The sequence below is a fragment of the Pseudoalteromonas sp. PS1M3 genome, from assembly GCF_016865405.1.
Lineage (GTDB): Bacteria > Pseudomonadota > Gammaproteobacteria > Enterobacterales > Alteromonadaceae > Pseudoalteromonas > Pseudoalteromonas marina.
The window spans coordinates 537,581-563,458 of sequence record NZ_AP022625.1; the positions used below are offsets into that span (position 1 = coordinate 537,581).

At 38.6% G+C, this 25,878-nt stretch carries 27 protein-coding genes and 1 pseudogene; 21 read left to right on the forward strand and 7 right to left on the reverse strand.

Annotation, left to right across the window (positions count from 1 at the left end; translation table 11 throughout):
- The first annotated feature begins 15 nt into the window (after positions 1-15).
- On the forward strand, positions 16-1,101 hold the full coding sequence (locus PS1M3_RS19090; protein ID WP_239104504.1) for a DUF418 domain-containing protein: 1,086 nt from the start codon (positions 16-18) through the stop codon (positions 1,099-1,101).
- Between the two features lie 64 nt (positions 1,102-1,165).
- Positions 1,166-2,131: a 23S rRNA pseudouridine(2604) synthase RluF gene (gene rluF, locus PS1M3_RS19095; RefSeq protein WP_203987515.1), complete on the forward strand. Its 966-nt coding sequence runs from the start codon at positions 1,166-1,168 to the stop codon at positions 2,129-2,131.
- Positions 2,132-2,223: 92 nt separating this feature from the next.
- Here the strand turns inward: rluF and PS1M3_RS19100 are convergent, their stop codons facing one another.
- Positions 2,224-5,301 carry an efflux RND transporter permease subunit gene (locus tag PS1M3_RS19100; protein ID WP_203987517.1) on the reverse strand — a complete coding sequence of 1,026 codons (3,078 nt, stop codon included), beginning with the start codon at positions 5,299-5,301 and terminating at the stop codon, positions 2,224-2,226.
- Positions 5,302-5,303: 2 nt separating this feature from the next.
- Positions 5,304-6,386, reverse strand: coding sequence for an efflux RND transporter periplasmic adaptor subunit (locus PS1M3_RS19105; protein WP_008127849.1), 1,083 nt, complete (start codon positions 6,384-6,386; stop codon positions 5,304-5,306).
- 122 nt (positions 6,387-6,508) lie between these two features.
- Here PS1M3_RS19105 and PS1M3_RS19110 point away from each other — a divergent pair, with 122 nt between their 5' ends.
- Positions 6,509-7,411, forward strand: coding sequence for a LysR family transcriptional regulator (locus PS1M3_RS19110; protein ID WP_008127847.1), 903 nt, complete (start codon positions 6,509-6,511; stop codon positions 7,409-7,411).
- Entirely contained in the window at positions 7,401-7,706 is a 306-nt protein-coding gene (locus tag PS1M3_RS19115; protein WP_008127844.1) for an MGMT family protein, read from the forward strand. The genes PS1M3_RS19110 and PS1M3_RS19115 overlap by 11 nt, the downstream gene beginning before the upstream one ends.
- Before the next feature lie 66 nt (positions 7,707-7,772).
- On the opposite strand, the pseudogene PS1M3_RS20105 reads toward PS1M3_RS19115, so the two are convergent.
- The 3 genes and pseudogenes from PS1M3_RS20105 to PS1M3_RS19125 form a co-directional block, all read right to left on the reverse strand.
- Positions 7,773-7,937 (reverse strand): annotated as a pseudogene (locus tag PS1M3_RS20105) (IS3 family transposase); the annotation flags it as partial.
- A gap of 33 nt (positions 7,938-7,970) precedes the next feature.
- Positions 7,971-9,062 (reverse strand): HNH endonuclease, encoded by a 1,092-nt coding sequence (locus tag PS1M3_RS19120; RefSeq protein WP_138739693.1) that lies wholly within the window; start codon positions 9,060-9,062, stop codon positions 7,971-7,973.
- A gap of 36 nt (positions 9,063-9,098) precedes the next feature.
- Entirely contained in the window at positions 9,099-9,515 is a 417-nt protein-coding gene (locus tag PS1M3_RS19125; protein WP_238530294.1) for a hypothetical protein, read from the reverse strand.
- Positions 9,516-10,245: 730 nt separating this feature from the next.
- On the opposite strand from PS1M3_RS19125, the gene ltrA reads away from it, so the two are divergent.
- Positions 10,246-11,601 carry a group II intron reverse transcriptase/maturase gene (gene ltrA, locus PS1M3_RS19130; RefSeq protein WP_239104505.1) on the forward strand — a complete coding sequence of 452 codons (1,356 nt, stop codon included), beginning with the start codon at positions 10,246-10,248 and terminating at the stop codon, positions 11,599-11,601.
- 78 nt (positions 11,602-11,679) lie between these two features.
- On the opposite strand, the gene PS1M3_RS19135 is transcribed toward ltrA, so the two are convergent.
- The gene (locus PS1M3_RS19135; protein ID WP_008129217.1) at positions 11,680-12,834 is read right to left on the reverse strand and encodes a YaaC family protein; all 1,155 of its coding nucleotides are present in this window, start codon (positions 12,832-12,834) and stop codon (positions 11,680-11,682) included.
- A gap of 266 nt (positions 12,835-13,100) precedes the next feature.
- Positions 13,101-13,730, reverse strand: a complete 630-nt coding sequence (locus PS1M3_RS19140; protein ID WP_008129215.1) for a hemolysin III family protein — start codon at positions 13,728-13,730, stop codon at positions 13,101-13,103.
- A gap of 150 nt (positions 13,731-13,880) precedes the next feature.
- Here PS1M3_RS19140 and PS1M3_RS19145 point away from each other — a divergent pair, with 150 nt between their 5' ends.
- The 16 genes from PS1M3_RS19145 to PS1M3_RS19220 all read left to right on the forward strand — a co-directional run bounded on the left by PS1M3_RS19145 (position 13,881) and on the right by PS1M3_RS19220 (position 25,829).
- The gene (locus PS1M3_RS19145) at positions 13,881-14,213 is read left to right on the forward strand and encodes a hypothetical protein (RefSeq protein WP_008129213.1); all 333 of its coding nucleotides are present in this window, start codon (positions 13,881-13,883) and stop codon (positions 14,211-14,213) included.
- Positions 14,214-14,554: 341 nt separating this feature from the next.
- Positions 14,555-14,827 (forward strand): hypothetical protein, encoded by a 273-nt coding sequence (locus PS1M3_RS19150; protein ID WP_008129211.1) that lies wholly within the window; start codon positions 14,555-14,557, stop codon positions 14,825-14,827.
- 235 nt (positions 14,828-15,062) lie between these two features.
- Complete coding sequence (locus PS1M3_RS19155) at positions 15,063-15,641, forward strand: LON peptidase substrate-binding domain-containing protein (RefSeq protein WP_033025371.1); 579 nt, start codon at positions 15,063-15,065, stop codon at positions 15,639-15,641.
- 67 nt (positions 15,642-15,708) lie between these two features.
- On the forward strand, positions 15,709-16,332 hold the full coding sequence (locus PS1M3_RS19160) for a sigma-70 family RNA polymerase sigma factor (protein ID WP_008129206.1): 624 nt from the start codon (positions 15,709-15,711) through the stop codon (positions 16,330-16,332).
- Positions 16,325-17,005: a ChrR family anti-sigma-E factor gene (locus tag PS1M3_RS19165; RefSeq protein ID WP_008129204.1), complete on the forward strand. Its 681-nt coding sequence runs from the start codon at positions 16,325-16,327 to the stop codon at positions 17,003-17,005. The genes PS1M3_RS19160 and PS1M3_RS19165 overlap by 8 nt, the downstream gene beginning before the upstream one ends.
- Before the next feature lie 8 nt (positions 17,006-17,013).
- Complete coding sequence (locus tag PS1M3_RS19170; RefSeq protein ID WP_010556229.1) at positions 17,014-17,967, forward strand: DUF523 and DUF1722 domain-containing protein; 954 nt, start codon at positions 17,014-17,016, stop codon at positions 17,965-17,967.
- On the forward strand, positions 17,967-19,361 hold the full coding sequence (gene phrB, locus PS1M3_RS19175) for a deoxyribodipyrimidine photo-lyase (RefSeq protein WP_008129198.1): 1,395 nt from the start codon (positions 17,967-17,969) through the stop codon (positions 19,359-19,361). The genes PS1M3_RS19170 and phrB overlap by 1 nt, the downstream gene beginning before the upstream one ends.
- Before the next feature lies 1 nt (position 19,362).
- Positions 19,363-19,791, forward strand: a complete 429-nt coding sequence (locus PS1M3_RS19180) for a nuclear transport factor 2 family protein (RefSeq protein WP_006794850.1) — start codon at positions 19,363-19,365, stop codon at positions 19,789-19,791.
- Positions 19,792-19,793: 2 nt separating this feature from the next.
- The gene (locus PS1M3_RS19185) at positions 19,794-20,504 is read left to right on the forward strand and encodes an SDR family NAD(P)-dependent oxidoreductase (protein WP_008129197.1); all 711 of its coding nucleotides are present in this window, start codon (positions 19,794-19,796) and stop codon (positions 20,502-20,504) included.
- Positions 20,501-21,757: an NAD(P)/FAD-dependent oxidoreductase gene (locus PS1M3_RS19190; RefSeq protein ID WP_203987519.1), complete on the forward strand. Its 1,257-nt coding sequence runs from the start codon at positions 20,501-20,503 to the stop codon at positions 21,755-21,757. The genes PS1M3_RS19185 and PS1M3_RS19190 overlap by 4 nt, the downstream gene beginning before the upstream one ends.
- A complete protein-coding gene (locus tag PS1M3_RS19195; RefSeq protein WP_008129195.1) occupies positions 21,750-22,478 on the forward strand; it encodes a DUF1365 domain-containing protein in 729 nt (242 codons plus the stop codon). The genes PS1M3_RS19190 and PS1M3_RS19195 overlap by 8 nt, the downstream gene beginning before the upstream one ends.
- 49 nt (positions 22,479-22,527) lie before the next feature.
- On the forward strand, positions 22,528-23,790 hold the full coding sequence (locus PS1M3_RS19200) for a cyclopropane-fatty-acyl-phospholipid synthase family protein (protein ID WP_008129194.1): 1,263 nt from the start codon (positions 22,528-22,530) through the stop codon (positions 23,788-23,790).
- Positions 23,768-24,277: a DUF2878 domain-containing protein gene (locus PS1M3_RS19205; protein WP_033025361.1), complete on the forward strand. Its 510-nt coding sequence runs from the start codon at positions 23,768-23,770 to the stop codon at positions 24,275-24,277. The genes PS1M3_RS19200 and PS1M3_RS19205 overlap by 23 nt, the downstream gene beginning before the upstream one ends.
- A 51-nt stretch (positions 24,278-24,328) precedes the next feature.
- Entirely contained in the window at positions 24,329-24,805 is a 477-nt protein-coding gene (locus PS1M3_RS19210) for a chalcone isomerase family protein (protein ID WP_370587932.1), read from the forward strand.
- Position 24,806: 1 nt separating this feature from the next.
- Positions 24,807-25,346: a DUF3833 domain-containing protein gene (locus tag PS1M3_RS19215; protein ID WP_008129191.1), complete on the forward strand. Its 540-nt coding sequence runs from the start codon at positions 24,807-24,809 to the stop codon at positions 25,344-25,346.
- A gap of 207 nt (positions 25,347-25,553) precedes the next feature.
- Positions 25,554-25,829, forward strand: a complete 276-nt coding sequence (locus tag PS1M3_RS19220; protein ID WP_006793424.1) for an HU family DNA-binding protein — start codon at positions 25,554-25,556, stop codon at positions 25,827-25,829.
- Positions 25,830-25,878: the final 49 nt, after the last annotated feature.

The following is a 25,878-nucleotide window of genomic DNA, read 5'->3' on the forward strand; positions in this document are numbered from 1 at the left end:
CGGAAAACAGCTTTAATGCGTAATTATAATATGGACTTTATTCGCGGCATTGCCGTGCTTGGCTTAGTGTTTATGAATGGCTATGCCTTTGGTTTTATGGAATTTGGTTATGTGCCTTTAACCATCCCCCCTGTAAGCGACACCATCATTGAATATTTTAATATACTGTTTATAGAAGGCCGATTTAGAACGCTGTTTAGCTTACTTTTTGGCGCAGGTTTGTATATTCAATGGCAGCGCTTTAAATCATCGGTGCAAATAAAAAGTAGATTATATTGGCTCATAATTTTTGGTCTTATACATGGCTTTTTACTTTGGGCTGGTGATATTTTGTTTGTTTATGGGGTGTCTGGCTGGTTTATTATTAAATATCTAGACACCGACAACCCTAAGCTATTGCAAAGAGGGCTTGAGTTTACTGGGCTCTCGGCGGTTGTTACGTTTTTAGTGTTGTTCACTATTCCTGACGATCAGAGCTTTCGTGATTCTGCCAAGTTTATTGAGTTATTTAGTCCTCATTACAGTGATTACTTTAATGAAAATCTTTTTATAAATATCCTTATGCTAATCACAGTGCCGCTAATGACGATGTGGATGTGCGTTGGCATCATGCTAATTGGCATTTACGCGTATAAAGAGGGAATATTTAACAAAGGTCTATCAAATCAGCAGTTGTGGGTGTGTGGCTTAGGTGTACTTATATTTTGTAGTATACGACTAAGCACATCAACGCTTACTGGTGGTTTGGGGATGAGTTTACAAGAAATTTCTAACATGTTCGCTGCTCTGTGTATGGCAGGGCTTTATATTCATGTAATTGTTAAGTTTTGTAATAATAGCCCACAGTTTGGCAAACTAATACAGCAGGCGGGTCGCATGGCATTCACACTGTATATAAGCCAAACAGTTATGCAATTGCTTATTTATAGAGTGTTATTTCCAGAGTGGATACTTAGCTTTAACAGAATAGATTACTGGTTAGTTGCTGGCAGCTTAGTTGCTGTGCAGTTATTATTTACGTTATTTTATAGTCGTTATTTTAAACAAGGGCCGCTTGAAGTGCTGTGGCGCAAATTAACCGACATTAAATCGGCGGCATAACTCGCATTTTTAGGTGGTTTGGGTATACACTAGCGACCCTAAAAAATTAATACCATTAAGTGATATGACCGAATTAAAACGTTTAAATAAATTTATTAGTGAAACAGGTTTTTGTTCACGCCGTGAAGCCGATAAATATATTGAGCAAGGTCGTGTGTCAGTTAATGGTAATGCGCCAGAAATGGGCGTGAAGGTTGCAGCAACCGATGTAGTATTGGTCGATGGTAAACCATTAAAAACACCACCTAAACGCGTTTATATTGCCTACAATAAACCGGTGGGTATAACGTGTACAACCGAACGTAAAATTCAAAGCAATATTGTCAAAGCGGTTAATTATCCCGATCGTATATTTCCAATTGGGCGCCTAGATAGACCCTCTGAAGGGTTAATATTTTTAACTAACGAGGGCGACATTGTAAATAAAATTTTGCGTGCGGGTAATAACCACGAAAAAGAATACGTTGTCACCGTAGACAAGCCCCTTAACCGCCAATTTGTATCTAAAATGGCCAACGGCATTCCTATTTTAGATACTGTTACTAAAAAGTGTAAGGTTACACAAACAGCCCCTAAAGAATTTAAGATCATTTTAACTCAGGGGTTAAATCGCCAAATTCGCCGAATGTGTGAGTATTTAGGTTACGAGGTGGTGACTTTAAAGCGCACTCGTATTATGAATGTAACATTAAAAGGCTTAAAAGTGGGTCAATGGCGTCATTTATCCGATGTTGAAATGGCGCAAATAAACGACTCAATTGCTGACTCAGGCAAAACCCAAGAACACTCGATAGATACTAACAAGCAAGTTGATAAAAATGCTGCTATATCACCTAAGCGCGACTTTCAGGGTGAAAACCCTCGTCGTAATAAGCAAAAAGAGCGAGGCGATGAGCAAAAAAATAATCGAACTAATGCACCATATCAAAAGCGATCTACAACCTATGTTGGTAAACCAAAAACGGCGAAAGCAAATAGTGCATCTAGCAATAAAGCAGGCGCACGCACTAAGCTAAGTTTAAAAAAATAAGCTAAGCAATTACCACTGTATTAATTTAAGTTATAAAAAATGCCACAGTTTACGCTGTGGCATTTTTATTTAGTTAAACACTTAATATGTCTTTATCTACGTGGTTGGTATTCAATTCTAAAGATCATAGTATATAAAACAGGCACTACTATTAATGTAAGTATGGTCGCAAAGCCTAAACCAAACATAATTGTGACCGCCATAGATTGAAAGAACACATCAAACAGCAAAGGGATCATACCGAGTATTGTAGTGATTGCAGCCATTGCTACAGGCCGCACACGGCTCACCCCAGAATCAAAAACCGCTTGGTAAGGTGAGCTGCCCGCTTTTAGCTCAAGGTTTATTTGGTCGACTAATACAATGCCATTTTTAATGAGCATACCACTTAAGCTTAATAACCCAAGTAGGCCCATAAAACTAAACGGCGCGTTCATTGCTAACAAACCGGCACTGACACCAATAATTGCCAGTGGAACTGTGGCCCAAATTACAAGAGGCTGTTTTAATGAGTTAAACAGTAAAACCGTAATAGCAAACATAGCTAAGTAGCCAAGCGGCAAAGACCCAAATATAGCTTTTTGAGCTTTGCTTGAAGATTCATATTCGCCGCCCCATTCTAATGAGTAACCATGAGGTAGCTCTATAGATTCAACAGGGCCACGTACTCGGGCAAACAATTTAGCGGCTGTTTCATCTCCTAGCACATTTTGGTCGGCCATTACCGTTATTGTCCGCTTTCTATCGCGACGCATGATTAGGCTGTCTTCCCATTCAACTATAAACTCATCTACCACTTGAGTTACTGGTACAAATACACCTAAAACAGGGCTGTATATTTGTAAATCATGAACGCTATCTACATTAAGACGCTCATTAGCAGGGGAGCGCGCAATAATTGGCAGTAATTGAGTACCATCACGGTATACACCCACCTGTTTACCCGACAAGCTTGTAAGCAGCACATCATCCAAATCTGATTTACTTATTCCTAAGCGTCGTGCCTTTTGCTCGTTAAACTGTGGACGAATCATTTTGGTTCGCGCACGCCAATCATTACGAATATTAAATGCGCCGTCATCTTGAGCCATAAGCTTTTCAGCTTCAGCTGCGAGTTTTCTAAGAATGACAGGGTCAGGGCCTGTAAAACGGGCTTCTATTTTTGCATCAGTAGAAGGCCCAATCTCCATAGGCTTTATTTTTAGTTGAGCTGATAACGGTGTATTTTGAGAATAATCACGGACTTTTTGCATAACAACCGCAACTGCTTCGCGGTTTTTTACTCTTATAATAAGTTGTCCATACGACGAGTAAGATTTTTGAGGCGCATAAGTAAGCATAAAGCGCGGCGCACCTTGCCCGGTTGTACTTGTTACTTCTTCTACAAGTTCTTCTTGTTGCAAATAGTTTTCAAGCTTCTTTATGCCATCTAATGTGGCACGAATATCCGAACCTTGTTGTTGCCAGTAATCTACATAAAACATAGGTGTGTTTGATGCAGGGAAAAACGACTGCTTAACCGAACCAAAACCCACTACGGCACTGCACAGTAATACAACCATGAGGATCATTGTTGACTTACGATAGTGCATTGCTAAATCTAATAGTGCTTTATAGCCTGTAAAAATAAACCCTTGGTATGGGTCGTTATCTGAATCGTCTTCGGTGTTTTTATCTTTTTTAAATTCATTTTCTGAAAACATAAGGTTTGCAAAAAATGGAGTTAAAGTAATAGCGGTTATCCAGCTAAGTAACAGCGATATAAACAACACCCAAAACAAGCTGCCCGCAAACTCACCGGTTGCGTCAGAGCTTAAACCAATTGGCGCAAATGCAGTAATACCAATAATAGTTGCACCTAACAGTGGCCATTTAGTTTGCTCCACAATGTTAACTGCGGCCTTAAGTTTGGTTTGGCCACGTTTTAGGTTAATTAAAATTCCTTCGGTAACCACTATGGCGTTATCTACCAGCATACCAAGGGCTATAATAAGCGCACCTAACGATATACGTTGTAAGTCTATGGCAAACAACTTCATAAAAATGAAGGTGCCTAAAACCGTTAGTAATAAAATACCGCCTATTAAAATACCGCTTTTAAGGCCCATAAAAATAAGGAGTACCACAATTACTATCGCAATTGCTTCTAGCAGGCTAACAATAAAACCGTCTACCGAGGTTTCTACTTCTTTTGGCTGGTTGTATACAGCATTCACGTCAATACCATGCGGGCGCTGGTACTCAAGTTCTGCTAAGTGAGCATCAATACGTTTACCCACATCAACCACATTAACGCCATTCATAAACGATACGCCAATTAATAGCGCTTGCTCAGAGTTATATCTAATTACATTAGTGGGTACTTCAGCGTACTCTCTAAATACTTCGGCAACATCACCCAAATAAATAAGCTCGCTCGCACCCGGTTTAGAAATCAGCAGAGTTTCAAGTTCTTTAACATCTTTAAATTCGCCGGTAGGATGAAAACGAATCGACTCATCGCCCACTCTAATTTTACCCGCGTTAGACACCGTGTTTTGAGATTGTAACAAAGCAAATATATGGCTAGGTGCAATACCAAGTTGGGCTAATTTACGGGTAGATATTTCTACCATTACTTGCGGCTGTTGCTCACCTGCAATCGTTACCTTGCTTACCCCTTTAACTAATACCAGTTCACGCTTTAAATAATCGGTGTAGTCTTTTAGTTCATCGTAAGAATAGCCATCACCTACAACAGAATATAAAACACCATATACATCGCCAAAGTCATCTAAAATTGTACTTGGATAAACACCACTGGGTAAAGACGGAGAAAGATCGTTTATTTTACGACGCATTTCATCCCAAATTTGGCGAAGTTGCTCTTTTCGATAAGTGCTCTTCATTTCCACGGCAATTTGCGACTTCCCGTTGGATGAAATAGAAGTCACGTGGTCAACATAGGGTAACTGTTGAATTGCATTTTCGAGTGGAAAAGTAACTTCTTCCTCGACTTGCTGCGGTGATGCGCCAGGGTACATGGTAATAACCATGGCCTGTTTAAGTGTAAATTCAGGGTCTTCTAACTGGCCTAAATCAAAATACGATACGCTACCACCAATTAAAAGCAGCAGGGCAAACATCCAACTAATTACTTTTTTCTTTATAGAAAATTGTGCAAAGCTCATAATTATAAGCCTCGCTCTTTATTCCATGGACGAACTTTCATGCCTTCTTCAATCGAGTGAACACCCGCAGACACCACAATTTGGCCCTCTTTAATACCGCTAAGTACCTCTATGCCATCATGGTGTAATTGGCCAACTTCAACAGCTTGCTTATGGACTTGGCCGGTATTTTCATCATAAAGCCAAACATAGGCATTATTTTTAATTGCTTCTTGTGGATCAGAAAAAACCGATTCAATAGGGAGTATTGTGTAAGCAACCTGCGAACGTGTTACTTTACTTAAATCAATTAAAACGCGGCCAGTCATACCTGCTAGTAAGTTAAAGTCATCAGGCACGGGTAACGAAAACACCACTTTATAAGTGAGTGTTGCTGGGTCGGCTTGAGTGTCCCATTCTTTAATATCGAGCGAGTATTCTTTATCTTCAAAACCATCAAATTTAACAGTAGGGTGGTAATCAGTGCCTTTTTTGAATCGTGCCACTATTTTTTCAGGAACCTGAATTTCTACGTCCATTAAATCACGCGTTTCTAGGCGCAAAATATTTTGTTTAGCTTGAATATTTTCAAAATTCTTTACAAACACTTTGGCAACAGTGCCCGCAAAAGGGGCTCGCAATTCACTGTACTCTAGGTTGGTTTCAGCAATTTTAAATGCCGACTCAGCAATTTGCATATTGGCGGTTGCTTGGTCTAGCTCAGATTGACTGGTAATTTTTTTCTCGAATAATTGTTCAATTCGGCTCAGTTGCGATTTTGCTAGTTCGTAACGTGCTTTACGTTCATCAAACTGGAGTTGAAAATCTTCAGGGTCTAATTTGGCTAGTAAATCGCCTTTTTCAACGTGCTCCCCAGCAAGAACCGGAAACTCTATAAGTTCTCCGTTTACCCTAAATGCAAGGTAAGATCCTTGGTTTGCAACCACCTCAGCTGGGAAACTACGAATATTGATTTGAGAGTCATGGCCAATATTGAACAGCTTAACAGGGCGAATGGGCTCTTCTTTAACTTGTTGTTCTGGCTCAGAACAGGCAATTAAGCTAAGTAGGGTCGTTGTTAGTAAACATAGACGAAAGAGTTTCATGTCTTCTCCGTTGCAATATTGGCAAAATAAGTAAGTGCAGGATACGCTGCAAACATATAAAATAAAATTCATTAAATTTTAGATACTCAATAAGTTTTACTTATAATGTTTTGAGGCGGTATATGAAGCTGAATCAATTAGTAATATTAGATGCCATAGTGCAAAGCGCAAGTTTGAGCGGTGCTGCGCAAAAGCTTCATAAAACACAGCCCGCGCTAACGTTGGCTATAAAAAACTTAGAAGCGCAAATAGGCTTTGAGCTGCTAGATAGAACTAAGTACCGGTTACAGCTTACTGAAAAAGGACGTATTTTTCATCGTGAGGCACAACAGTTACTGCATGCAAATGACGAGCTTGCCAAACTCGCAGAAGAGCTTTCGTTAGGAAATGAACCCCAATATCAAATTTGTTACGAACAGCTCTGTCATAAACAAAGTTATAACAAGATCATAAGTAATACTTTTAGGCAGTTTACGAGTACAGAGTTTTGTATTACCAGTGGCAAACGGTTTGTATCATTAGAACAAGTTAATAGTGGGCAAGCAGAGTTAGGTATTGGCCCCTGGTTTGATTTATTTCATGCTACAGGTGACTTAGAAAGCGTGCCCATAGGTAAGCTCGATATTGGTATAGTAAGTGCTAAAGGGTTATTACCCCAACAGTTAACATACACACAATTACAAACCTATCCGTGTTTAGCTATGTTTGAAAGCGATTTAAGCATAGACAGCGATAGGCTATCTTACTCTAAAGGTTCTGCAATGATGAAAATAGACGATGTAGCAACTTTAAAATCGTTTTTACTTTCAGGGGCCGGATGGGCAATGATGAGCCTAGAGCATTGCAAACCTGAAATAAAAGCAGGCTTATTACAAGAAATCCATATTACAGATCGCGAACATAAATTTAGCGCACAAATAAGAGCGTTTAGGCAGCATGCTATTCATCATGGCCCTGTGGCACGCACTGTATGGGAGCAATTTAAACAACTAAGTAAGGCTTACGCTGATAAAAATGGATATTGAAAAAGAAACCCTTATTTATACTGTAATAGCCGGTATCCCAGCAGGAAAAGTAGCAAGCTATGGTCAAGTTGCTACGTTGGCTGGATTTCCGCAAAACTCACGTTTAGTTGGCCGTTTATTAAAAATAATGCCAAGTGATTCGGTTATTCCATGGCATCGTGTTGTAAACAGCCAAGGTAAAATAGCGTTCCCTGTAGGCAGTAACAAGTACCAAGAACAGCGTCAAAAATTATTATCAGAAGGTGTACTTTTTATAAACGACAAAGTAAATATGCGTGAGTGTAGATGGCAGTAAAATTAACACTTTAGGCTAATTGCCAGTGTAGATCCGATAAATTAGTGCCATTCGGCACAGTAAAATACCTTCTAGATATTTTTGCAAAGTACTCAGTATTAACAGATGAACACCTAACGCCTCGGCAACGTCCTTTAATTCGGTATCGTCTCGTAAGCTAAGTTTGACTGCTTTGATTTTGAAATTAGCGGGGTAAAAATATGTCTTTCTAGATTGGGTATATCTAGGCATATTAGCCTCCTTAAAGTAATGATGAGGTGTCCACTAAATCGGGTGAGGAGCATAGTTTCGTTTAAAGCTCTTGTTATGCGCAATCACTTGCCCCGAACTATCAAAAAGTATGGATAGTTGACCTGATTTCAACTTTTCTCGAAAGTCAGGTAAAGCAACTTTACCATCAAGTAGATCGCCTAGTAACATGTCCATCAAACTACCAAATACTAGGTCATTATAATTTTCAAATTCAGGATTTGAATTTAACAAAGTACATATCATACGTGGAGGTTGAACTCCCGAGGAATCCGAAATAGTAGAGTGCTTGGGGTTATTCTTTAGATGTAAACTACAACAGGCGAAGTGAGCAACAAGTTCTCTAAATTGCATATTTGTAACTGAACCACTTAACTTATTTATAACTGTTGGTTGGATCTGATTATATACGGCGCCAGCGTCGCCGAATACAGTAATAATGCCAATGCCTCCAATAATAACTCCTGAAGTATTTGCGTAAGAGACGTCCATATAATCAAACTCTTTTTCTGCATCAATACTTTCAACCGGAACAATAAAGAAAGATCCTACACAATTTTGTTCTAATGTTGCTTGGGTATAGGGCACACGGCTTAAACAATAAACATGATGAAAACTTTCCCACTCATAACCTACTCCTTTTGCGATTGATGAATACTCAACCCTTCGATCTAAGTACATTCGTAGAGACTGATCTTTAACATGAGTTTTAATAAATAGAAGCGCCATCCACAAATAAAGGTTCAAGTATCCTTTCTTCTCAATATAATTAACCAAATCATCGAAACCTCTTGAAAACGCCTTACTCAATGGAGTTTCCAATTCAGCACTAAGTAGGCTATTACATTCGATGCAACAGGGAATCACATATTGGTTGTATTTATATTTTGAACCATTAGGTAAATTCACGGCTTCATTGTGAAGGTCAAATCGCTTTAGAATCCAATTAGGTATGATGTGCTCTTTATTCTGATTCTGTGGGTTTAGAACTTTCGTACAAAGAAAGCATATATTTAAACTACAAACGTCAGATTCAAATGCTGCAATGCTAACAAATGTAACTTTACCATTCGCATCTACAATATTTCCATTTTCAAGTATCATCATACTGCCAAGCGTTGCGAATCACTCTTAAATGCTTTGTTATAACTTTGATACCAGTAGGTCTCTTAGCTGCGTCACTACCCCGACTAAACTTTCATTCGGGTTAGATGATTCATAATCATCAGGACATATCCAATCTAGAAACTCTGCCGCATTAGTCCCACCACCAATCATAGTGATAATATGATTTTGTACTTCGTCTGGTGTTAGACACTTTTTTGTTTTCAGTGAGTTAATATGAGCCACGTAGTCATCTCGCAAGGTTAACAGTGATTTGTTGCTAGTAATTAGCTCGTTATACTGCCCCCGAATTTTATTCAACTCAGGAGTCATTTCGTTAAATTCACGAGAGTACTTACGATTTAACTCAACGTACTTGCAGCAGTTTAATACAATTGAGTTAAAACACAGTCTCCAAATACTTTGTCGACTAGCTACTAATTCTGGTTTGTGCATATAAGGCTTATCTTCATATTCACGAATGATACTAACTGAAATAGTTAGATCACCGATCAAACCAACGAGAATCTCTGATAGCTCATGATTTCTATTTCTCACTCAAACTCCAATAAAAGTTATAACGCCGCGCTCTGCGGAAATTTGGGAGCGCCAGCGAGTAATTTTTCCGTAGCAGCGCCTTGTGTACGCCCGACATGGGCATTGACTTATGAGGTGAAAGTCCTCTGTAGGAAGATCACCGTTTAAATAACACACTGTTATTAAACGATAACTACTAGCGAATGGCAAGGGCTAAATCGCGAGATATAGTCTAGAGGAAGCCGCTAGCAAATCTGTGAGCTGATGAACAAAAACATCATATGAGGCGTAGGCTGGAGACGAGCTAGCACAAGATAGCGAAGTCATGTGATCTAACGGCCACCGTAGATGATGCAGTTGTGCAGAGAAAGTCGATGCACCTTATTCGGGGAGATCTGATAAACACGCATCCGCGCTAACGCTTGGAGATTACCAGTTAGGGACTGGTTGTTCAACCCTTGGCGCTTTGGTTGCTGCGACCTACAGCGAGCGAAATAGCAGTAAACAAGCGTTAGTTTCGACGCGCTTTATCGAGTAATCGCTAGAGTGATTTATCAGAAGTCAGCAGACGGCATAGTAGCCAAACGCCCATCGTAATGGAGGGGACACGGTGAAGGCCTGAACATCTTAACCAGAGGAGATACTACAAATGAACTTGAATTCACATAGATCACCGTGTTGTGATAGTGATGAACGGCGTTCGACTGTGAATAATACCTCGAATGAATACAACAAAACAGATCGTGACCTGATGGCAAGGGTACTGAGCAACCACAATATTGGTGCAGCATGGCAACATGTTAAGCGCAATAAAGGGGCTGCGGGTATTGATAATATGAGTATTGAGGAATTTAATGACTTCGCTAAGTTACATTGGCTGGGTATTAAACAACAATTACTTAGCGGCACTTATCAACCCTTGCCAGTCAAACGCGTGATGATACCCAAACCCGATGGCGGTGAGCGAATGCTTGGGATCCCTTCTGTTATCGACAGAGTGATCCAACAAGCTATTGCTCAAGTGATTAGCCCTTACTTTGAGCCTCTATTTTCACCACATAGTTATGGTTATCGCCCTCATAAAAGAGCCAGCCAAGCAGTAAATCATGTTCAATCTTGTGTTAAACAAGGTTATAAAACAGCAGTTGATATTGACTTGTCTAAGTTCTTTGATGAAGTAAACCATGACATGCTGATGAATCGTGTTGGTCGTAAAGTCAAAGACAAAGCACTCATGCGCCTACTTGGTAAATACCTCCGAGCGGGGATCGCAGAGCGCGAAACGGGTCTGTGGTTTGAGTCAACCAAAGGAGTCCCTCAAGGTGGGCCATTATCCCCTTTACTTTCCAATATTTTACTCGATGAATTAGATAAGAAGCTAACCTACAAACACCTTAAGTTTGCACGTTACGCTGATGACATAATCATTTTAGTAAAAACGAAAAGCGAAGGACTCATAATCCAACGGGAAATTACTGCGTTTATCACTCAGCGATTAAAACTCAAAGTGAATGAATCGAAAAGTCGAGTCGGTCCCGTATCAGGCTCGAAATTTCTCGGGTTTACCTTCCGTTACGCTCAAGTGCAGATCCACGAACAAGCGCTAAAGAAATTTAAAGCAAATGTAAGAGAACTCACTAACCGCAACTGGGGGATCTCAATGACCCTACAAATTCATAAACTGACGCAATACTTACGCGGATGGGGATACTATTACCTAATAGCCAATGCTTATCAATTAACGGTGGATTTAGATCACTGGATCCGTCGCAGGATAAGAATGTGCTACTGGCGACAATGGCGTAAACCACGCACTAAAGTACGCAGTTTAATGAGATTGGGTGTTAGCGAGCGACTCGCCATAGCCTGTGGTATCACCAGTAAAGGCCCTTGTAGAAGCTCAAAAACAAAAGGAATTAACATTGCGCTAGGTAATGACTATTTAGCATCACAAGGTTTAGTGTCATTGAAAGATATTTGGATCAATATTCATTACGGGAGATGAACCGCCCATTGCGGACCCGCATGATGGGTGGTGTGGGGGCTGGAGGTTAGAGACCTCCGGCTACCCGATTACGTGTTTTCATGAGCGAAACCCAGTCATCCGGAACTCATTTCCAGTGATTTCACAGGATATTTGATCAATAAACTGTACTATGGATTTTTCGATGAACTCACTAAGTAGCCAAGACGCATCTTTTTCTAAGTGTGCTCTTAGCGACTGTGGTTCATACCGAGCAAGCTCACTTAGCCTATGCATTGCAGCATAAGTTAGAGGCAGCGTGCTACGACTAATTACAGATGTAGATTTTAAGTCTTTTCTTTTAACGTACCAGAGGTCGTTTGCGCTATAAATATAGGCCATTTCAGAGCGCCTATTCTTTAAATAATTTTTTAGCCTATTATTACTAATCAAGTCAGGTTTATTTCTTGGTGCATTCCATTTAAAATCTTTATTCCTTCTCACGGTGTAAATTTCGTCATTTCGATACCTACGATCTAAACTATACCCCACAAGTCTACCTAACGTTGTTGCATTTGAATGCTCTGGCTCTAATTGGAGTTCAAGCCAGCATTTACCTCGACTTTTGTCGTGAACAATTCTAGGATTTAATACAGGAATAAATACTTCAGCTTGATTACCGTATGTTGAATGATACGCTCGATGAACATAGGGTAAATTATATAAAATGTCTTTCAGATTATATTCTTCAAACTTTCTCTCTGTTGACTCTGGTGTAACTGGTTCTTCTAGGTAAACACATAACCCCGAAAGTACACCTCTAACCTGAAACCTGACAAGCTCATTATTTAGACGTTTGTGGCCATCTGATACCTTTCCAGAAACCCCATGCGAAAAATGATAATCAATTGACTTACACTCCAGCAAAGCCTTTGTTGCATTTAGAAAACAGTAATACGTTGTTAATGGCTTAGATATAAGATCAAGCTGTTTGGTTGCTTCATAGAAATTTTTTGCCTGCTGCCAATAGAAAACAGCATCACTATTCGTGCAATTTCTTTTTAGATATATCTCTACAAACTGCCAAGTTGAGTCAGTGAGAATTACTTTGCTGTCTAATTTCGGGGAAATAAGAGGCCGATATACTCTTACAGGCCACTTACCACACTGAGTAGATGGGCGAATTTTATTCTCTTTGAGATCAGATTTAATCTTAGAAATATCATCATCCAATCTGGTAACTTTTTGCGACAATGAATTATTTGGGTTTGCCAATCTTCAATTCCTTAGATGATCTTCAAAAGACACGTAACATGTTTATAGCGAGCTAATCGCGCGTATTTCTACCATAGCATCGCTTGTTTGTCTTAATTACTCATTTGTAACAAACTTCTTAAGCATTTGCTAGTACTAACAAAATACAGTCGTTCAGGTTTTTAATGCAAGATAAAAACGAGCGATTGGGTCGTTTTCCTGACTATGCAAGCACTATACTTTGACGAAATTAAAAAGTAACTGTTAACTCAAGCTCTAAGCAGCCATTAATAAACGTAGGTACTGATCGAAATATAATGACAAACACAACCAGCTATTACGAATAAGTGCCAAATTGCGTGACTGAATTGAGTTGTTTTAGCGCTGTAAAATAGTGTGCCTGCGCTATAAAAAATTCCGCCAGCGAGTAGCCAATACAAAGCTTTTACATCAATGCTTGAATACAATGGATAGATAATTGCTAATGCAAACCACCCCATGAGTAGGTAGGTGGCTAGGGATATTTTTTTGTTACCATTTTTAACAAGTATTTTGTATGCAACACCTGCAATCGCAACGGTCCATATAAAGGTGAGTGTACCCCATGACCAGGCCCCCGTTAGTGAGAGTAATAAAAAAGGAGTGTATGTGCCTGCAATAAGTAAATAAATGGCGCAGTGGTCACACTTTTTATACAAGGCACGCAACTTAGGTTGCACGCTCGCGTGGTATAGTGTTGATGATAAAAATAGTATAAATAAGCTACTACCGTATATTGCGGTACTTATATTGGCTTTAGTGCTGGTTGCTTGGTTAAATAAATCCCACATAACAAAAACAGCAAAAAAAATACCGAGTGCGTGGCTTATAACATTGAGCTGTTCTTCTTTACGAGAATAAGGGGCGTCGAGTGACATTACTGCTCCTACCACTATTTAATTTGAGTTTAGTGTACAAGTGTACGCTGAAACTTTCAATCACTGTATAAGTTAAAGCTTTTCTTGATTTTAAACAAAAATAATTCACTATGGGTTGGCCTATTTACAACAAAACTCAAGTTAATAACCATGAAAGCAAATTTAAAAGCCGCATTACTAACAGCCATTATTTACCCAGGGGCAGGGCACTTTTCGTTAAAAAAACATTTAATAGGTGCAATATTTGCTGGTGTGTTTTCGGTATTATTAATTTTAACGATGAAAGATATATTTGCCGTTGCACAATGTACAGCCAATGAAATTGTGGCAGGAAAAATACCGATGACCATCACCTCTATATTAGGTGCTGCAAAAGAGCCGTCACTGGCATGTGCAAAACTTGCAGAATACAAATACTTGCCACTTATGATAATTATTTGGGTGCTGAGTATGGTTGATGCCTATCGTTTAGGTAAAAAGTAAACCCAGGCCTCCCCATTTTTTTGTATTCACTTTTTTGTTATTTCAAAACCATTATTTAAAGTTGTGTGTTTTTTTGTAATGACTTTGTAATTCACCGTGCCATTTTGTATTTAAATTTTTTAGCTAGCATAAAAAAATTAAGCATACCCCTATTTATTTTTTAACTAAAAAGTGGCTAAAAAATAAAACTACGTGGTTAAATTAACCTTTCCTGAATTTCAATAAATTAACCAGCTCATTAAAACTTTATTAATATCAGCAATTTAAACTTTATTTTCATCTTGGCACAACCCTTGAGTATATAACTACGTCTAAACAATACACAAACAAGGAATACCATTATGAAACATTCAATTAAAATCGCTATGGCTAGTTTATTAGTATTAGGTTCTTCGCAAGTAAACGCGACAGAAGTGGACCTAGATGTAACTGATATTTTAACAAACACTGTAACTACCTACATTAAGCAAACCACCATTGAGCTTGAAAAATCTATAAAAGAAACACTTTATTTTGATACAAAATTAACACTGGAAACGTTAATTGAGCCTGCTGATTTAGTGAGTAATGAAGCGGCAGAAAGTAAAGACCCTGCAGTTAATAACGCAAAATAAGCAACTTAAAGGAATAAGGCGATGAGTACCGAACTTGGATTATTTGCACTTATGTTGGCACCCGTAGTGAGTATTATAACTGCGTATGTATCTGTACAAGCATTAAAGAGTATGGGTGGGTGGCTTAATATTTAACCAATTAAGTATAATGCAATTAATTCGGTTTATTTAAAGCTGATCGACTTAGTAAAAACGCACGTAAATAAAGGCAGTGTTATTGATAGAAGTAGACTTTATGAAACGTGCGATTTTCCCATTACCCATTTTTATTTTACCTGAAGGTTATACGCGTTTGCGTATTTTTGAACCTCGTTATTTAAACATGGTTAAAACCGCATTAAAAAATAACACGGGGTTTGTGCTATGTACGTTTGAGCACGACACACCTTTTAACATTAGCGCCCAAGGATGCTTGGTTGATATAATCGACTTTGACCAAGACGATAATGACGTGCTGCTTATTGATGTTTTTGCGTCTAAAAGTGTTCAAATAAATGATGTTTACCAAGACGAAGAAGAACTTCGCCATGGTTTAATATCTGATTGCAAAACGCCTTACTGGTATAGCGATAAAAACAAACAAGTGGGTGAGCATTTTTTATTGCATGACGCATTGCGTAACGTTTTTTATGGCAACCCTGAACTTAGCCTACTTTACAAAACAACTAACTTTAATAATTTAGCTTGGATAGCCGCCCGTTGGCTTGAGTTGTTACCTATTTCGATCGAGAAAAAACAACAACTTGCGTTCGAAACTAACTTTGATAACTTACTTAATTTCCTCCATACTGTAATTAATAACGAATTTGCCTAAATAATGTGATCTCGTACCATTTATTGCACGTATTACCTTTATCAAAACAATAATGGGATCAATTACTATGGTAAGTCAACAACAGTCAACTCGTTGTGAACCTAATACAGGTAAGTATACTGCCATGCCAGAAACGCCTAGTTCTGAACTTATGCAAGCATTACTGTCGGTTGCACAAGACCGTGATAAAAAAGCATTTGCCTATTTATTTGAATACTTTTCACCAAAAATTAAACGCTTTGGAATAAAGCAATTTGGTGTGGAAGCACAAGCAATGGAGCTTGTACAAGAAACATTAACGTCTGTATGGCGTAAAGCACACTTATACAACAGCGATAAGGGTGCTGCGACTACGTGGGTTTATACAGTAATGCGTAATGCGTCATTTGATATGCTTCGTAAAATGAAGAGCAATAAAGAAGAAAATATCAGCGAAGACATTTGGCCTTTAATTAATGATTCTGAAGACACAAATCACGAATACACTGACCATTTAGAAGACAAACAAATTAAACGCTACCTTGATAAATTGCCTATCGCTCAACGTGAGGTCGTTCGTGGTGTATATTTTCAAGATATGTCGCAAGAGCAATTAGCTCAACAACTTAATATTCCAGTAGGCACGGTAAAATCACGATTACGTTTAGCCTTGCAGAAATTACGTAATGAAATGGGAGATCAGCATGATTAAACATCACCCGAGTGAAACACTACTTACAGAGTATTGTTCAGCGTCGTTAAGTGCCTCTTTGAGCCTTGCAGTTTCGATACATGTGGATATGTGTCCTGTTTGCCAAGAAAAAGTAGCAAAAATAGAAGCAAGCAACGCAGATGCTTTGTTTAGTGAAGACACCGAAGCTTTTGAGAATCCGGTTAATAACCAATCTCAGTTGCTTGAAGAGTTTGATATGAATGTGCTTGACTTAATTACTGCAGACGATTCTGTAGACGAAGTATATGAAGTAGAGCCAGTTAAAGTAAGTGTAAATGATCACAATTACCAACTCCCTCGTGCTCTGACTCGTATTTCGCACAGCAAGTTTACTCAAGTTGGCAAATTAGCCCGTTCACGTGTAGCACTAGACGATGGCGCATTACGTTCAAGTTTACTGCACATAGATGCGGGCGGTGAAATTCCTGAACATACGCACACAGGTTTTGAAATAACCCTATTACTTGACGGTGAGTTTTGTGATGAAGACGGACACTACGTGCCAGGTGACTTTATTTGGCAAGATGGTCGCCATCAACACACGCCAATAACAAAAGATGGGTGTTTATGCTTTACAGTTGTGAGCAGTGCGCTACATTTTAATAAAGGGCTAAGTAAATTACTAAATCCAATTGGTAATTTAATCTACTAAGAGATTACATGCAAAAAACTACAATAAAAATAGGTATAAGCGCCTGCTTAGCAGGCGAGAAAGTTAGATTTGATACAGGTCACAAAAGGTCAAACTTTTGTATGGACGAACTTGCAAAGCATGTTGAATACACACGCTTTTGTCCTGAGGTTGCGGTTGGCTTACCAATTCCTCGACCTACAATTCGCCAAGTTCGAGTTGGCGACACAATTAAAGTTTGCCGTCCTGATGGCTCTGGTGACGTTGGACCGCAGTTAACCGAGTACGGTAAAAAGGTTGCTACTGAGCAAGCTAAAGAGTTGAGTGGTTTTGTATTTTGTGCCAAAAGCCCAAGTTGTGGCATGGAGCGTATAAAAATATACAACGAGGCTGGGACGGGTAATACCTCAGAGGGCGTTGGTTTCTTTGCAGAACAAATTATGAAGCACAACCCACTTTTGCCTTGCGAGGAAAATGGTAGGTTAAACGATATACACCTGCGTGAAAATTTTGTAATGCGCGTGTACGTTCTAAACAGTTGGCAGCAGCTTGTAAAAGAACCATTAAGTGTTCATCACTTAACGCAATTTCATGCAAAGCATAAGTATTTATTAATGGCACACAATTACCAAGCTTATCGAGAGCTTGGCAAGTTACTTGGAACCTACGCTGGTGATGATATAAACGCATTGGCCGATGAATACATTTTAGGTTTAATGACAGGGCTTAAAAAACCTGCATCTCGTCGTAATAACTGTAACACCTTAATGCATTTACAAGGTTACTTTAAAAAAGACCTTGCTAAGGTAGAAAAGCAAGAACTGCGTGAAGCAATAGACGAGTATCGCTCTGGTTTAGTGCCGCTTTATGTGCCTCTTACTTTACTTAAGCACCATCTAAAAGTTCACCCTAAAGAGTACCTAGAAAAACAGGTGTTTTTTAATCCCTATCCTCATGATTTAAAACTACGATTTGGTATTTAATGAATACATTATTTTGGTTTAGGCGCGATTTGCGCCTTTTTTCGAATGAAGCGTTAATAGAAGCGCTAAATAATGGCGCTAAACACGCCATTTTTTTTGTTTGCGAAAAGCAGTGGCAACAACACCAAGCAGCGCCAATACAAATTGATTTACTAAAGCGACGTGTAACTTATTTGCAAGAGCAACTTGCCAATTTCGGGATAACGCTTAATGTAATAAACGCTCCCAGTTTTAGTGATTGTGAATCTGAGCTACTTTCGTTTTGTGAAACTCATGATATTCAGCATATTATTGCTAATACAGAATATGAGCTTAACGAAGTAAATCGAGACAAAGCTGTTTTAGCGCAATGTGACAAACGTTCCATTACTTTTACATTATACGAAGGAGATTTAATTGCGCCTGTTGGTAGCATTAAAAACCAAAGTAATGAAATGTATAAAGTATTCACACCATTTAAACGCGCATGGTTAAAACAGTATCAAGATACTCACTTTAGCTTGGCGCAATGGCCACTAGAACAAAACCCTATAAAAATTGAAAAAAGCCAGCACCTTGAAAGCGATTGTAGTTCGGATAAATGGCCTGTTGATGATGAAACACTTTTGAGTGTAGTTGATAATTTTATTTGCGATAAGTTAACAAGCTACGACGATCAGCGTGATATCCCCAGTATTAAAGGTACATCGGGTTTGAGCCCGTATTTAGCGCTGGGCATTATTAGCCCAAAGCAGTTGCTAATTAATATACAGCAACGTTACCCCGACATTCTGACTACATCAAAAAGTAAAACATTCACGTGGGTTAACGAGCTTATTTGGCGAGAGTTTTACAGGCATCTTATTGCAGAGTACCCGAAGCTCTCTCGTGGTGAAAACTTTAACGAGAAATACAATCCTGTTGAATGGCGAAAAAGTGAAAAAGAATTTAACGCGTGGTGCGAAGGTCGAACTGGTTACCCACTCGTAGACGCAGCTATGTTACAGCTTAAGCAAACTGGATGGATGCATAACCGTTTAAGAATGGTAGTGGCCAGTTTTTTAACTAAACACCTATTAATTGACTGGCGTGAAGGTGAGCGCTTTTTTATGCAGCACCTTATTGATGGCGATTTAGCTTCTAACAATGGTGGCTGGCAGTGGGCTGCAAGCACAGGGTGTGATGCACAACCGTATTTTAGGATTTTCAACCCTATTACTCAAAGTGAGCGCTTTGATCCAACAGGTAAGTTTATACGTAAGTATTTGCCTGAGCTTGAAAATGTGCCAGATAAACACATTCATTTTCCGCATACTTACTTAGCTGCAACAGGCAAGGGAAGTGAATGTTACTGGCCAGCAATTGTTGACCACAAAGCTGCACGTGAACGTGCGCTCGCTGCATTTAAGGTATGATATGGATAACCAGTTACCAGTAGATAAATTTGTTGATATTTACCAGCAACTTAATAGCTCTAATTTGGACTTATTAAGTGACATTTATGCCGACAATATTCAATTTATTGATCCGATGCACGAAATTAACGGCATAGAAAGTTTGCGTGACTATTTTGCAAATTTATATAGCAATGTTAAGCATTGTCAATTTGATATAACGGATTCGTTTGGTATCAACAACAATGCATTTGTTTATTGGACTATGCATTATTCACATCCCAAACTGGCCTCTGGCAAAACCATATCTGTGCAGGGGCACAGTAAGCTAATTTTTGATAATGATAAAATTGTTAAGCATCGTGATTATTTCAACGTAGGCGAACTACTTTACAAGCATATTCCAATTCTAGGTAGTGTGGTTAGTTACATTGATAAGAGGGCGGGCTAATTATGGTTACCTTAATTACAGGCGCAACGTCAGGCATTGGCGAACAACTAGCTATTAAATATGCACAAATGGGCGACACCGTTATTGCATGTGGACGTAATACAGAAAAACTAGCTGAGCTTTCAAAACATAACAACATAGAAAGTTGTAAGTTTGATGCAACAAGCCTAAAAGATATTAAAGAAGCAACCATTGGATACCCACACTTTGACCGAGTAATTCTTAATGCGGGCAATTGTGAATACATAGACGACGCAAAAAACTTTGACAGTGCTTTGTTTGAGCGCGTAATTAATGCAAATTTACTGTCGGTTGGCTACTGCTTAGAAGCATTACTCCCTAAAGTTAAAAGTGGCGGTCAATTAGTTATTGTTAGTTCAAGCGTTACATACTTACCGTTACCACGCTCCGAGGCTTATGGGGCGTCTAAAGCGGGCGTAAGTTATTTAGCTAAAAGCCTAGCCGTTGATTTGATGGATGTGGATGTCACGTTAGTTCACCCAGGGTTTGTAAAAACGCCTCTGACTGAAAAAAACGATTTTCCCATGCCTATGGCAGTGACCGCTGAAGAAGCGGCAGATTATATGATCAAAGGAATAAACAAACGACGTAAAGAGGTACACTTTCCGTATCGCTTTACGCTTATATTAAAAGCATTGCGGATATTGCCTTTGCCGCTTTGGCTTAAAATAGCAAAAGGATTAACCCGTTGAAAAAAATAGCAATAATAGGAACTGGTGTATCAGGTTTAACATGTGGGCATTTGCTTCACAAACACTACGATGTCACTTTATTTGAAAAAAACGATTATATTGGCGGGCATACTGCGACTGTTGACGTAGATATTAAGGGCGTTAATTACGCCGTGGATACCGGATTTATTGTTTTTAATAACCGAACCTACCCTTATTTTGAAAAGCTACTTGAGCGTATTAGTATAAAAAAGCAAGAAACCCAAATGAGCTTCAGTGTTCATAATGAGGCAACAGGCTTTGAGTACAATGGCCATACCTTCACCAGTTTGTTTGCACAAAGAAGAAATATTTTTAGGCCTAAATTTTGGCGCTTGTTATCTGACATAGTTAAATTTAACAAACTATGTAAAGCCATACACGAAAAAGGCGAATATCAGCAATCGCAAACACTCGGTCAGCTACTTAATGAAAATCAGTTTAACGACTTTTTTAAATATCATTATATTTTACCTATGGGCGCAGCTATTTGGTCTACTAGTATTAAAGAAATGGAAAACGTAGGCGTAGAGTTTTTTGTAAAGTTTTTCTTTAATCATGGCCTTTTAGATATCACAAATAGGCCGCAATGGTATGTTGTACCGGGTGGATCACGTGAATACATTAACCCATTAATTAAAGGGTTTGCTGACAGAATAAAGCTTAACACTGATATTAAATCGGTAACACGTGCAAATGACGATGTAACCATTGAGCTTGCTAATGGCGAGCAGCACTTTTTTGATAAAGTTATTTTTGCGTGCCACTCAGACCAAGCACTCAAACTACTTGGTGATGCAACAAGCCAAGAAAAATCAGTACTTGGCGCAATTCCTTATACTGAAAATTCAGTAGTACTTCATACAGATACAAATTTACTACCTGACAGAAAAGCCGCTTGGGCTAGTTGGAATTATTTATTAAATAACAATACCGACAAAGCAGCTGTTGTTACTTACCAGATGAATATATTGCAAGGTATTCAATCAGACACGCAGTTTTGCGTTACGTTAAACCACCTTGAAGGGATAGATAAAAGCAAAATATTGCGTGAATTCACTTATCATCACCCTGTTTTCAACAAAGAGTCTATTGCTGCGCAAGGGCTTAAACAAACGATCGATGGTCAAAATAATAGTTATTTTTGTGGTGCCTATTGGTACAACGGCTTTCATGAAGATGGTGTACGCAGTGGTGTAGATGTGGCAAGGCAGTTAGGGGTTGAATTTGACTAGTGCTGTTTATTTAGGCGATGTTAAGCATCGCCGTTTTGCTGTTAAGACTCATCATTTTAGTAATCCACTTTATATGATGTGGGTTGATCTCAACAACCCAGAGCAATTGAACAATAAGCATAAATGGTTAGGTACGTCTGGTTCAAAAGCATTAAAGTTTAACGAATCAGACTACTTTGTTAATAAGCCCCACAATAATGATGCGTCAATCATTGAACGTGCAAATCATCAGTTATTATCGCTTGGTGTAACTGAGACTTTTAACCATGTATACATGCTAGGACAGCTCCGTTGCTTTGGTATTTACTTTAGCCCTGTAAATTTTTTCTTTTATGGTCATAGCGACAGTGAGTTTAAGTACATGGTGGCTGAAGTAAGTAATACGCCATGGAATGAGCGACACTACTACTTGATACCACTAGAAAAAAAAGTGAACTTTAAAAAAGTATTTTCCGTATCACCTTTTATGAACCTTGATATGAACTATCATTGGACAATTAGGTTAACGCAAGATAAAACATTGATTCATATTGAAAATAAGCGGGATGGAGAATTGCTATTTGATGCTACTCTTCGATTAACCCGCAAAGAACTGACTGAAAAAGAAATGAGTCAGTTGTTAAAGCGATTCCCAGCAATGACGTGGACAATATTTAAAGGTATTTATTACCAAGCGTTGAAGCTGTTTATAAAAAGAGTGCCTTTTTTAGGTCATTCTTAAAAGTCACAAATTACATACAAGCAGTAATAAAAATAATATAGGTGTTCTAATGGAAAAAGTGTCTAGCTTAAATTGCGAACAAAACACGGGCTGGTTTACAGGGCTTTATAAAAAATTAGTATTTAAAGCTTTTTCTTCAATAGAAACAGGGCAAATCACCGTTATTGATGAAGATCTGCAGCTTGTTTTTGGAGATGCATCATCCGACTTAAAAGTAACGGTAACAATTCATGACAAAGCGATGTACAAGGCGTTTGCATTATCTGGAAGTGTTGGCGCAGGCGAGTCTTACATTTTAGGTCAATGGAGTTGTGACAACTTAACCCGACTAATTGAGTTATTTGCTATAAATGAAAAACAGTTAGACGAGTTTGAGAAAAAATTCGCGTTTTTCAGCAACATTGCCCACAGACTAACTCATTTAAAAAATAAAAATTCTGAGTCAGGCTCTAAAAAAAATATAGTTGCTCACTATGATTTAGGTAACGATTTATACGAATCGTTTTTGAGTAAAGAAATGCTTTACTCGTGTGCTGTTTATCCATCAAAAGATGCCAGTCTAGAAGACGCGCAGCAGTACAAATTAAAGCGCATATGTGAACAGGTAGAATTGCAACCTGGCGATTCCGTTATAGAAATTGGCACAGGATGGGGCGCATTTGCCATTTACGCAGCAACACATTACGACTGCCACGTGACGACTACAACAATATCTGACGAGCAACATGACTTTGTTGCAGAAAAAATTAAAGAGTTAGGCTTAGAGAATAAAATTTCGCTTCTTAAGCTTGATTACAGACTACTCACGGGCAAATACGACAAACTCGTTTCGATTGAAATGATTGAAGCGGTTGGCCACGAATATTTACCTAGCTTTTTTACCCAGTGCGGTTCGCTACTCAAAGACGATGGCGCAATGTTGATACAAGCAATCACCATAAGCGATCAGCGATACAAGCACTACCTTAAAAATTCAGATTTTATTCAACAGTATATTTTCCCTGGTGGGTGTTTACCCTCATTAAACGAAATGAGTGAGCAAATCAAAAATAACACCGATATGGTTATCCATACTGTTAGTGATATTGGAACGCATTACGCACGAACCTTAGCTGACTGGCGTGAACGCTTTATCAAAAGTTGGCCTGACCTAGACCGCACGAAATTTGATGACCGCTTTTATAGGTTGTGGTTATTTTATTTTGCGTACTGTGAAGGTGCATTTAGAACGCGTGCAACCAGTACTGTACATTTAATGGCGCGCAAACCTCGCTTTAGCAGCAATGTAGATAAAATTGCACTCGCTTATTAATTTTGTCTTGTTTCAAGCAGTGTGGTTTTTATCATTACTGCTTGAAGGACAATCACTTTTATTTAGCGCTGGCATCATTGGCTTAATGTTTTACTTATCAAAGCAAAAAAAACAAGATGGATTATTGCTACTAAAAGCGCTTCCTATCGCTTTGCTACTTGAATACATAGCGGTGGAGCTTGGTCTACTTTCATTTAAAGTTGATCCTTTTCCAATTTGGCTGGTACTTCTATGGGCCGCGTTGCTTCTTTCATTAAATACATCGATGCATTTTTTAAGTCGATTAAGACTTTGGCAGGTATTTGTTGTTTGCCTTATTTTTGCGCCAGCTAGCTACTGGGCGGGTGCGCGTTTTAACGTAATTAATTTAGGCTTACCGCTATGGCAGTTTTGGGTAGCCTACGGTGTTATTTGGTCGGCAGCCTTTACGTTTATTGTATTTATAAACCAAAAAATTAAGTCGATTATTTTAGCAAGTCAAAATTAGTTTACCCTTTTATTTGTTATTAAAAGAAGGACTTTAATCGTGAAATCAATCATAACGACAACTGTTTTATGTCTTTTATTGTCTACTTCTGCCTTTGCTAATGTTGAATATAGCAAAGTGGGCGAGGGTAGAATGGAATACTTGTTTTGGGATGTTTACGACGCCACCTTGTATACCCCTTCTGGCGATTATGCTTTGGGTGAACACCCTGTCAAATTTAAGCTGACCTATTTACGTGATTTTGACGCCAAAGATATAGTTAAAGCAACCAATGAGCAGTGGGAGCACATAGGTAAAAAAAATCTAGTCGGCAAGTACGATGAGGTGCTTTTGTCTATTTGGCCAAACATAGGTAAAGGTGATTCGTTAACGCTGATAACTGATAAGGAAGGCAAAAGTACTTTTTTGCATAACGATAGCGAGGTTGGCGTAATTGATGATGTTGCGTTTTCAAGTGATTTTTTAGCTATTTGGTTAGGTAAAAATACGTCAGAGCCAGCTTTAAGAAAAAAACTATTAGGAAATTAAAATGATTATTAATAACGCGTTAAAAACGATTTTTGTGTGTGTATTTGCACTTTTTTTGGTTAGTTGCTCAGCGCCTAATGTAGAACACTACAGTAAAACAACTCCCAATTTTGACTTTAAAACTTTCTTTAGCGGCAAATTAAAAGCATATGGCATAGTGCAAGACTTTAAAGGTGAGTTAACCCGTAAGTTAGTCGTTGATATGAACGCTACGTGGGAGGGCAACCAGGGCGTCATAGAAGAAGACTTTGTGTATGATGATGGTGAAACACAAAAACGCATCTGGAAAATAACCCTTAATGACGATAACACCCTTACAGGGACTGCTGCAGACGTTCTTGGCGTTGCGCAAGGTAAGAGTGATGGCAGTGTATTTCATTGGAACTACAACGTAGAACTCCCTTATGACGGAAGCACTTTAGAAGTTAATTTTGATGATTGGATGTACTTGGTAACACAATCGCGCTTGATTAACCGCACATCTATTGTTAAGTTTGGTGTCGAGGTCGGGGAAGTGACCTTAGTTATCGAAAAAATATAGTTTTTATATGCTGATTAACATGCACCAAAATTGTACAAAAATTAAGTCTTTGTTAACACAAGATGCTGTATTTTAGCGGAAATTAATATAATTTTATGTGTTTTATAAGATTTTAACTAAAAATTGCAATTTGCTGTTGCTAACTTTTAAAAAATACATAAAGATAGGTTTTGCGAAGGCAAAATAATAACGAATAGGAATCTAACAATGAATAAAGCTCAATTAGTTGAAAAAATTGCTACTGACGCGGAAATTTCTAAAGCCGCTGCTACACGTGCTCTTGACGCGTTTACTGGCGCTGTAACTTCTGCACTTAAAGAAGGTGATTCAGTAGCATTAGTTGGTTTTGGTACTTTCTCAGTTAAAGAACGTGCTGCACGCACAGGCCGTAACCCTCAAACGGGTGCTGAGATCCAAATCGCAGCGGCAACTATCCCAAGCTTTAAAGCAGGTAAAGGTCTTAAAGACCAAGTAAACCTATAATTGGTTTTACAAATTAATTGAAAAAAGGGCTAATAAGCCCTTTTTTTTT

Coding starts and splice junctions, on each gene's coding strand:
- PS1M3_RS19185 (WP_008129197.1), top strand. CDS start 19,794: ATGGTTACCTTAATTACAGGCGCAACGTCAGGCATTGGCGAACAACTA.
- PS1M3_RS19155 (WP_033025371.1), top strand. CDS start 15,063: ATGAAACGTGCGATTTTCCCATTACCCATTTTTATTTTACCTGAAGGT.
- PS1M3_RS19170 (WP_010556229.1), top strand. CDS start 17,014: ATGCAAAAAACTACAATAAAAATAGGTATAAGCGCCTGCTTAGCAGGC.
- PS1M3_RS19100 (WP_203987517.1), bottom strand. CDS start 5,301: ATGAGCTTTGCACAATTTTCTATAAAGAAAAAAGTAATTAGTTGGATG.
- PS1M3_RS19105 (WP_008127849.1), bottom strand. CDS start 6,386: ATGAAACTCTTTCGTCTATGTTTACTAACAACGACCCTACTTAGCTTA.
- PS1M3_RS19090 (WP_239104504.1), top strand. CDS start 16: ATGCGTAATTATAATATGGACTTTATTCGCGGCATTGCCGTGCTTGGC.
- PS1M3_RS19215 (WP_008129191.1), top strand. CDS start 24,807: ATGATTATTAATAACGCGTTAAAAACGATTTTTGTGTGTGTATTTGCA.
- PS1M3_RS19140 (WP_008129215.1), bottom strand. CDS start 13,730: ATGTCACTCGACGCCCCTTATTCTCGTAAAGAAGAACAGCTCAATGTT.
- PS1M3_RS19120 (WP_138739693.1), bottom strand. CDS start 9,062: ATGATGATACTTGAAAATGGAAATATTGTAGATGCGAATGGTAAAGTT.
- ltrA (WP_239104505.1), top strand. CDS start 10,246: ATGAACTTGAATTCACATAGATCACCGTGTTGTGATAGTGATGAACGG.
- PS1M3_RS19180 (WP_006794850.1), top strand. CDS start 19,363: ATGGATAACCAGTTACCAGTAGATAAATTTGTTGATATTTACCAGCAA.
- phrB (WP_008129198.1), top strand. CDS start 17,967: ATGAATACATTATTTTGGTTTAGGCGCGATTTGCGCCTTTTTTCGAAT.
- PS1M3_RS19150 (WP_008129211.1), top strand. CDS start 14,555: ATGAAACATTCAATTAAAATCGCTATGGCTAGTTTATTAGTATTAGGT.
- PS1M3_RS19145 (WP_008129213.1), top strand. CDS start 13,881: ATGAAAGCAAATTTAAAAGCCGCATTACTAACAGCCATTATTTACCCA.
- PS1M3_RS19125 (WP_238530294.1), bottom strand. CDS start 9,515: ATGCACAAACCAGAATTAGTAGCTAGTCGACAAAGTATTTGGAGACTG.
- PS1M3_RS19160 (WP_008129206.1), top strand. CDS start 15,709: ATGGTAAGTCAACAACAGTCAACTCGTTGTGAACCTAATACAGGTAAG.
- PS1M3_RS19115 (WP_008127844.1), top strand. CDS start 7,401: ATGGATATTGAAAAAGAAACCCTTATTTATACTGTAATAGCCGGTATC.
- PS1M3_RS19220 (WP_006793424.1), top strand. CDS start 25,554: ATGAATAAAGCTCAATTAGTTGAAAAAATTGCTACTGACGCGGAAATT.
- PS1M3_RS19110 (WP_008127847.1), top strand. CDS start 6,509: ATGAAGCTGAATCAATTAGTAATATTAGATGCCATAGTGCAAAGCGCA.
- rluF (WP_203987515.1), top strand. CDS start 1,166: ATGACCGAATTAAAACGTTTAAATAAATTTATTAGTGAAACAGGTTTT.
- PS1M3_RS19200 (WP_008129194.1), top strand. CDS start 22,528: ATGGAAAAAGTGTCTAGCTTAAATTGCGAACAAAACACGGGCTGGTTT.
- PS1M3_RS19165 (WP_008129204.1), top strand. CDS start 16,325: ATGATTAAACATCACCCGAGTGAAACACTACTTACAGAGTATTGTTCA.